This is a genomic window from Pseudomonas sp. FG86 (genome assembly GCF_057808775.1).
Map to the genome: position 1 here is coordinate 1 of NZ_JBMDIS010000151.1, position 8,345 is coordinate 8,345.

Sequence of the window (8,345 nt, forward strand, 5' to 3'; positions counted from 1 at the left end):
TGCTTCGCAGTCCAACGCGGGGCAAGCCCGCTCGCCACAGGTACAGCACTTGTCACCACTAATCAGTTAGCCACAACTACAGTGTTCACCTAGAGTCTTCACCCAGTGTCTTTCCAACAACAATAAAAGGACGCACCACCATGAAGTCATTCAAACGTACCCTGCTCGCCACCGCCCTGGCCCTGCTCGCCCTGCCGGTGATGGCTGACTCTGCCCACCCGAAAATCGGTTTTTCCATCGACGACCTGCGCCTGGAGCGCTGGTCCCGTGACCGTGACTACTTCGTTGCCGCGGCGGAAAAACTCGATGCCAAGGTCTTCGTGCAGTCTGCCGATGCCAATGAGCAGAAGCAGATTTCCCAGATCGAAAACCTGATCTCCCGTGGCGTCGACGTGATCGTGATCGTGCCGTTCAACGCCACCGTGTTGACCAACGCCGTGGCCGAGGCCAAGAAAGCCGGGATCAAGGTGGTGTCCTATGACCGCCTGATCCTCAACGCCGACATCGACGCGTATATCTCCTTCGATAACGAAAAAGTCGGCGAGATGCAGGCCAGCGGCGTGCTGCAAGCGGCGCCCAAGGGCAATTACTTCCTGCTCGGCGGCGCGCCCACCGACAACAACGCCAAGGTGCTGCGCGAAGGCCAGATGAAAGTGCTGCAACCGGCCATCGACAAGGGCGACATCAAGATTGTCGGCCAGCAGTGGGTCAAGGAATGGAACCCCACTGAAGCCCTGAGCATCGTCGAAAACGCCCTGACCCGGAACAACAACAAGATCGACGCCATCGTCGCCTCCAACGACGCCACCGCCGGCGGTGCGATCCAGGCCCTGGCCGCGCAGAAGCTGGCGGGCAAGGTGCCGATCTCGGGCCAGGACGCCGACCTCGCGGCGGTCAAGCGCGTGATCGACGGCACCCAGACCATGACCGTGTACAAGCCGCTCAAGCTGATCGCCACCGAAGCCGCCAAGCTCTCGGTGCAGTTGGCGCGTAACGAGAAACCGACGTACAGCTCGCAGTACGACAATGGCAGCAAGAAAGTCGACACCATCCTGCTCACCCCGACCCCGCTGACCAAGGCGAATATCGACCTGTTGGAAAAGGACGGGTTCTATACCAAAGAACAGATTGGCCAGTAGGAGCGGGCTTGCCCGCGAAAAACGTCAACGATAACGCGGGCATTGAGGATGACCGCGGTGTCCTCGGGTTCTTCGCGAGCAAGCTCGCTCCTACGGGAACCCGCGTTTCTTCGGCCTTTTGTGTGAGCCATGGTCATGTCCGACTACCTGCTGCAAATGAACGGCATCGTCAAAACCTTTGGCGGTGTCCACGCGCTGAACGGCATCGATATCAAGGTGCGGCCGGGGGAATGTGTCGGCCTGTGCGGTGAGAACGGTGCCGGCAAGTCGACCTTGATGAAGGTGCTGTCGGCCGTCTATCCGCACGGCACCTGGGAGGGTGAAATCCTCTGGGACGGGCAACCGCTCAAGGCCCAGTCCATCAGCGAAACCGAGGCCGCCGGTATCGTCATCATCCACCAGGAACTGACCCTGGTGCCCGACCTGTCGGTGGCCGAGAACATCTTCATGGGCCACGAGCTGACCTTGCCCGGCGGGCGCATGAACTACCCGGCGATGCTGCACCGCGCCGAAGCGTTGATGCGCGAACTCAAGGTGCCGGACATGAACGTCGCGCTGCCGGTGTCGCAGTACGGCGGCGGCTACCAGCAACTGGTGGAAATCGCCAAGGCCCTGAACAAAAAGGCGCGCTTGTTGATCCTCGACGAGCCCTCTTCGGCCCTGACCCGCTCTGAGATCGAGGTGCTGCTCGACATCATCCGCGACCTCAAGGCCAAGGGCGTGGCCTGCGTGTACATCTCCCACAAACTCGATGAAGTCGCGGCGGTGTGCGACACCATCTCAGTGATTCGCGACGGCAAACACATCGCGACCACCGCCATGGCCGATATGGATATCCCGCGCATCATCACGCAGATGGTCGGACGCGAGATGAGCAACCTCTACCCCACCGAGCCCCATGCCGTGGGCGAGGTGATCTTCGAGGCGCGCCACGTGACTTGCTACGACGTCGACAACCCCAAGCGCAAACGCGTCGACGATATTTCCTTCGTGCTCAAGCGCGGCGAAATCCTCGGCATCGCCGGCTTGGTGGGCGCCGGGCGCACGGAACTGGTGTCGGCGCTGTTCGGCGCCTACCCCGGCCGCTACAGCGCCGAGGTGTGGCTGGACGGCCAACTGATCGACACGCGCACACCGCTTAAGTCGATCCGCGCCGGGCTGTGCATGGTGCCCGAGGACCGCAAGCGCCAAGGCATCATTCCCGACCTGGGCGTGGGCCAGAACATCACCCTGGCGGTGCTCGACACCTATGCGCACCTGACCCGTATCGACGCCGAGGCCGAACTGGGCAGCATCGACCAACAGATCGCGCGCATGCACCTCAAGACGGCCAGCCCGTTCTTGCCGATCACCAGCCTGTCCGGCGGCAACCAGCAAAAAGCCGTGCTGGCGAAAATGCTGATGGCCAAGCCCAAGGTGCTGATCCTCGACGAGCCCACACGCGGGGTGGATGTGGGGGCCAAGTATGAGATCTACAAACTGATGGGCGCGCTGGCGGCCGAAGGTGTATCGATCATCATGGTCTCGTCGGAGCTGGCCGAAGTACTCGGTGTGTCCAACCGCGTGCTGGTGATCGGCGACGGCCAGTTGCGGGGCGACTTCATCAACGAGGGGCTCACCCAGGAACAGGTGCTCGCCGCCGCGCTCAGCCAAAACAATAATAACGATCGGAAAACCGCGTAGATGAATCAGGTCAAACAGCTGTTTACCCGCTACAAAATGCTCGCCCTGGTGATCGCCGTGGCGTTTATCTGGCTGTTTTTCAGCTGGCAGACCGAGGGCGGTTTCCTCACTCCGCGCAACCTGTCCAACCTGCTGCGGCAGATGTCGATCACCGGGATCCTGGCCTGCGGCATGGTGCTGGTGATCATCAGCGGGGAGATCGATTTGTCGGTGGGCTCATTGCTCGGCTTGCTCGGCGGGCTCGCGGCGATCCTGGATGTGGTCTATCACATGCCGTTGCTGGCCAACCTCAGCCTGGTGGCGCTGTGTGGCTTGATGATCGGTTTGGCCAACGGCTACATGACCGCCTACCTGCGCATCCCGTCGTTTATCGTTGGCCTGGGTGGCATGTTGGCGTTTCGCGGGATTCTGCTGGGGATTACCGGCGGCACCACCATTGCGCCGGTGTCGCCATCGCTGGTGTATGTGGGCCAGGGGTATTTGCCGCATTCGGTGGGGCTTGGCCTTGGGGTCCTGCTGTTTGCCCTGACCCTGTTCTTGACCTGGAAACAACGGCGCAACCGCGCACTGCACGGGTTGGCCGCGCACTCGCTGGTGCGGGACGTACTGCGCGTGGTGGTGATCGGCGCGGTGCTGGCTGGGTTCGTCACCACCCTCAACAGCTACGACGGCATTCCCGTGCCGGTGCTGCTGTTGCTGGTGCTGCTTGGCGTGTTCAGCTACGTCACCAGCCAGACCGTGTTCGGCCGCCGCGTGTATGCGGTGGGCAGCAACATGGAAGCCACGCGCCTGTCAGGTATCAATGTGCAGGCGGTGAAACTGTGGATCTTCGGGATCATGGGCGTGATGTGCGCCCTCGCCGGCCTGGTCAACACCGCGCGCCTCGCGGCGGGCTCACCGTCGGCGGGCAATATGGGCGAACTCGACGCCATCGCTGCGTGCTTCATCGGCGGTACATCCATGCGCGGCGGCTCGGGCACAGTGTATGGCGCGCTGCTCGGGGCGCTGGTGATCACCAGCCTGGATAACGGCATGTCGATGCTGGATGTGGACAGTTATTGGCAGATGATTGTGAAGGGCAGCATCCTGGTGCTGGCGGTGTGGGTGGATGTGAGTACCCGCACAGGTCGGCGGTAGGAATGCAGGATAAATGTGGGAGGAGGCTTGCCCCCGATAGCCGTGTGTCAGTCATACAGGTATCAACTGACCCTCCGTCATCGGGGGCAAGCCCCCTCCCACATTGACCGCCTCAAAAATCACTGCCTGAACGGGGTCAAAACTGTGGGAGGGGGCTTGCCCCCGATGGCGGTCGGTCAGTCGACATCTACAGTGCCAGCAGCTTTCTTGAATGGGGTAACACCAAGATAAAAGAGGTAGGCAATCGCTCCCCACGTCAATAGCTGATGATTGGCCACCCAAAATGCTTCGACCACCTTCAACCCCGTGCGCTCGCGACCCGTTTATCACATTTTTTTGACGTTTTTTTCTCATTCCCGGCTCTACATTCGCCGCGCCTAAACATGCAAATGATTCCTATTGGTTTCGTCTCAATCGACCTCTAGCGGATTTCCCGTGTCGCCATACAAACCCGGAGCGCTCACCGCATGACCACCCGCCTTCCTTCGTTCGTCAAAAAAGCCCTGCTGGCCACCGCCCTGGTCAGCGCCGGGCATGTGTATGCCGCCAGCGAGCCGGTCGGCATCGTGGTCTACAACGCCCAGCATGAAAGCCTCACCAAGGCCTGGGTCGAAGGGTTCACCCAGGAAACCGGGATTCCGGTGACGATCCGCAATGGCGACGACACCGAGATGGGTAACCAGCTCGTGCAGGAAGGCGCGGCCTCTCCGGCGGATGTGTTCCTCACCGAAAACTCCCCGGCCATGGTGCTGGTGGACAACGCTGGCCTGTTCGCGCCGGTAGCGCCGACCACCCTGCAACAGGTGGACGCCGCCTACCGCCCGGCTCATGGCAAATGGGTGGGCATCGCTGCGCGCTCCACCGTGTTCGTGTACAACCCGAGCAAACTGAAAGAGGTCGACCTGCCTAAATCCCTGCTGGACCTGGCTTCGCCAAGCTGGAAAGGCCGCTGGGCCGCTTCACCGGCCGGTGCCGACTTCCAGGCCATCGTCGCCGCCGTGCTTGAACTCAAGGGCGAAGCCGCGACCCTCGACTGGCTCAAGGCAATGAAGGCCAACGCGAGCATCTACCGAGGCAACAGCGCCGTGCTCAAGGCCGTCAACGCCGGCCAGGTCGACAGCGGTGTGATCTATCACTATTACAGCTTCGTCGACCAATCCAAGACCGGTGAAAACAGCAAGAACACCCAGCTGCACTACTTCAAGCACCAGGACCCGGGCGCGTTTGTGAGCATCTCCGGTGCCGGTGTCCTGGCCTCCAGCAAGCATCAGGAACAGGCCCAGGCCTTCTTGAAGTGGATCACCGGCAAAGACGGCCAGGCGATCCTCAAGGACGGCAATTCGTTCGAATACGCGGTCGGCCAGAACGCCCAATCCAACCCCAAACTGATGCCACTGGCGCAACTGGATGCACCTAAGGTCGACGCGTCGAAACTCAACAGCAAAAAGGCTGTCGAGCTGATGACCCAGGCCGGACTGCTCTGATTGTTGCCTGAATCGTCGATACCCGGCATCGCCCACGCGCAGCTACGCAAACGCCCCCACGGACTGTTCAAAAGCCGTGGGGGCACGTGGGTCACCAGTTTGTCGGTACTGGTTTCGTTGTTGGCGCTGCTGCCGATTGCGTTTGTGATCGGCGTGTCGTGGCAAATCGGCTGGGCGCAAATCGAAGCGCTGGTATGGCGCCCTCGCGTCGGCGAGTTGCTGACGAACACCGTGCTACTGGTGCTGTTCACCTTGCCGTTGTGCATCGTATTGGGCGTCGCGCTCGCATGGTTGACCGAGCGCACCGACCTGCCCGGCCGCCGTGCCTGGTCGTTGCTGGCGGTCGCGCCGCTGGCGGTGCCGGCGTTTGTGCACAGTTACGCGTGGGTCAGCCTCGTGCCGTCGATCCATGGATTGCCGGCCGGTGTGCTGGTGTCGGTGATTGCCTATTTCCCGTTTCTGTACCTGCCGGTGGCGGCGACCCTGCGCCGGCTGGACCCTGCGATTGAAGACGTGGCCGAATCCCTGGGCCTCAAGCCCTGGGCGGTGTTCCGGCGGGTGGTGTTGCCGCAGTTGCGCCTGGCGATCTGCGGCGGTGCGCTGTTGGTCGGCCTGCATCTGTTGGCCGAATATGGCCTGTACGCGATGATCCGCTTCGACACCTTCACCACGGCGATTTTCGATCAGTTCAAGTCCACCTTCAACGGCCCGGCGGCCAATATGCTCGCGGCCGTGCTGGCCCTGTGTTGCCTGGCGATGCTCACCGTCGAATCCGCCTCGCGCGGCCACGCACGTTATGCCCGGGTCGGTTCCGGCAGTGCCCGTGAGCAACGCATCGTGCGGCTGAGCGCCGTCACCCGCATGCTCTCCCTCGGCTTGCAAGCCGCAACCTGTGCATTGGCCCTCGGCGTGCCGCTGGTCACCCTGGGCAAATGGCTGGTCGCCGGTGGGCGCGAGGTCTGGCAGTTCAGCGAGCTGCTGCCGGCGCTGGAGCAAACCGTGCTGCTGGGCATTGCCGGTGCGGTGTTGACCACCTGCGCGGCGGTACCGATTGCCTGGCTGTCGATTCGTGCGCCGGGGCGCCTGCAACGCATCCTGGAAAGCTGCAACTACATCACCAGTTCGTTGCCCGGCATTGTCGTGGCACTGGCGCTGGTCACGGTGACCATCCACTTCGCCCGGCCAATCTACCAGACGACGATCACCGTGCTGCTCGCCTACCTGCTGATGTTCCTGCCACGGGCGCTGGTGAGCCTGCGTGCGGGTATCGCCCAGGCGCCGGTGGAACTGGAAAACATGGCGCGCAGCCTTGGTCGCTCGCCGGGCCGCGCCCTGTGGCTGATCACGATGCGCCTGGCGGCCCCGGCCGCCGCTGCAGGAGCGGCGCTGGTGTTCCTGGCGATCACCAACGAGCTGACCGCCACCCTGTTGCTCGCGCCCAACGGCACGCGCACCCTGGCCACCGGCTTCTGGGCGATGACCAGCGAGATCGACTACGCCGCCGCGGCGCCTTACGCGTTGATCATGATCCTGCTCTCACTGCCGTTGACCGGCCTCCTCTACCACCAATCCAAACGCACGGCCGGCCGATGAACGCCCTCGAACTCACTGCTCTTTGCAAAACCTTCGGCACCCAAGCGGCCTTGGCCGACGTCAGCCTGGCGGTGCCCAACGGCAGCCGCACGGTGATCGTCGGGCCTTCCGGCTCCGGCAAGACCACCTTGCTGCGGATGATTGCCGGCTTTGAATTCCCCGACAGCGGCAGCCTGACCCTGAACGGCCAGGTGCTGGTCGACGACATCCACGCCGTGCCGGCCCACCAGCGCCAGATCGGTTATGTGCCGCAGGACGGTGCGTTGTTCCCGCACATGACTGTGGCCGACAACATTGGCTTCGGCCTCGCGGCCAAGCACGTTGCACGGCACGAACGCATCGCCGAACTGATGGACAGCGTGGCCCTCGACGCCAACATGGCCCGGCGCTGGCCCCACGAGCTGTCCGGCGGCCAACAGCAGCGCGTGGCGCTGGCGCGGGCCTTGGCGCAACAGCCCCGGCTGATGCTGCTGGATGAACCGTTTTCCGCACTGGACACCGGCCTGCGCTCGGCCATGCGCAAGATGGTAGCGCGGTTGCTGAGTGATGCGGGCATCACCACGATCCTGGTCACCCATGATCAGAGTGAGGCGCTGTCGTTCGCCGACCAGTTGGCGGTGATGCGCCAGGGACGCCTGGTGCAATCGGGTCATCCGATGAACCTTTACCAGTACCCCGTGGACGAGCAAACCGCGTTATTTCTCGGCGAAGCCGTGGTCATGCCCGCGCGGATTGAGGCGGGCTGGGCTCACTGTGCGTTGGGTCGCGTGTCGGTCGACAGCCAGGCCAATCATGGTGCGGCACAGATCATGCTGCGCCCCGAGCAACTGCACCTGAGTACCACCGACGAATCCGGCTGCCGTGGTGTGGTCACCGAGCGCGAATTCGGCGGCAATACCTGCACCCTGACCGTGGCGTTGCAACCGGGCGAGGACGCGCCTGGCCAGGCCATCCTGGTGCGCAGCTCGGGCCTGCAAGCGCCAAACCCAGGCAGCGTGGTGTATCTCAGCACGGTGGGCATGGCCCATGTGCTGAAAAAACCGGCGGCCCTCAGCCCCCGCTGAGTTTTGCGGTTTACCTTCTCGGGCATAGGCGTGGCCCTGAACCTGTGGGTTGGAGTGAGGACATATCCGTTGCTGCGGTAACGGCCCCTGACAGATCTCCCTGTGGCGAGCGGGCTTGTCCCGCGTTGGGCTGCGAAGCAGCCCCAGTCAAGAAGACCGCCGTGTATCAGACACTCTGTAGAGGCCGGTTGCGGGGCTGCTTCGCACCCCAACGCGGGACAAGCCCGCTCGCCACAACAACCCTA

At 62.9% G+C, this 8,345-nt stretch carries 6 protein-coding genes; all 6 read left to right on the top strand.

All coding sequences use genetic code 11. From position 1 onward, the window contains the following. Positions 1–140 precede the first annotated feature (140 nt). Complete coding sequence (xylF, locus tag ACODSV_RS35380) at positions 141–1,139, top strand: D-xylose ABC transporter substrate-binding protein (RefSeq protein WP_024074738.1); 999 nt, start codon at positions 141–143, stop codon at positions 1,137–1,139. 135 nt (positions 1,140–1,274) lie between these two features. After that, positions 1,275–2,822 carry a D-xylose ABC transporter ATP-binding protein gene (xylG, locus tag ACODSV_RS35385; RefSeq protein ID WP_041161155.1) on the top strand — a complete coding sequence of 516 codons (1,548 nt, stop codon included), beginning with the start codon at positions 1,275–1,277 and terminating at the stop codon, positions 2,820–2,822. Next, entirely contained in the window at positions 2,823–3,959 is a 1,137-nt protein-coding gene (locus tag ACODSV_RS35390) for a sugar ABC transporter permease (protein ID WP_024074736.1), read from the top strand. A 467-nt stretch (positions 3,960–4,426) separates the two neighbouring features. After that, on the top strand, positions 4,427–5,443 hold the full coding sequence (locus ACODSV_RS35395) for an iron ABC transporter substrate-binding protein (RefSeq protein WP_150095467.1): 1,017 nt from the start codon (positions 4,427–4,429) through the stop codon (positions 5,441–5,443). 18 nt (positions 5,444–5,461) lie between these two features. Further along, complete coding sequence (locus tag ACODSV_RS35400) at positions 5,462–7,036, top strand: ABC transporter permease (RefSeq protein ID WP_150056391.1); 1,575 nt, start codon at positions 5,462–5,464, stop codon at positions 7,034–7,036. Beyond that, positions 7,033–8,100 (top strand): ABC transporter ATP-binding protein, encoded by a 1,068-nt coding sequence (locus ACODSV_RS35405; RefSeq protein WP_150056390.1) that lies wholly within the window; start codon positions 7,033–7,035, stop codon positions 8,098–8,100. Before ACODSV_RS35400 ends, ACODSV_RS35405 begins: the two co-directional genes overlap by 4 nt. Positions 8,101–8,345: the final 245 nt, after the last annotated feature.

What these genes read in the sequence shown, in the direction of transcription:
- xylF (WP_024074738.1), top strand. Translation starts at nt 141, where the DNA reads ATGAAGTCATTCAAACGTACCCTGCTCGCCACCGCCCTGGCCCTGCTC.
- xylG (WP_041161155.1), top strand. Translation starts at nt 1,275, where the DNA reads ATGTCCGACTACCTGCTGCAAATGAACGGCATCGTCAAAACCTTTGGC.
- ACODSV_RS35390 (WP_024074736.1), top strand. Translation starts at nt 2,823, where the DNA reads ATGAATCAGGTCAAACAGCTGTTTACCCGCTACAAAATGCTCGCCCTG.
- ACODSV_RS35395 (WP_150095467.1), top strand. Translation starts at nt 4,427, where the DNA reads ATGACCACCCGCCTTCCTTCGTTCGTCAAAAAAGCCCTGCTGGCCACC.
- ACODSV_RS35405 (WP_150056390.1), top strand. Translation starts at nt 7,033, where the DNA reads ATGAACGCCCTCGAACTCACTGCTCTTTGCAAAACCTTCGGCACCCAA.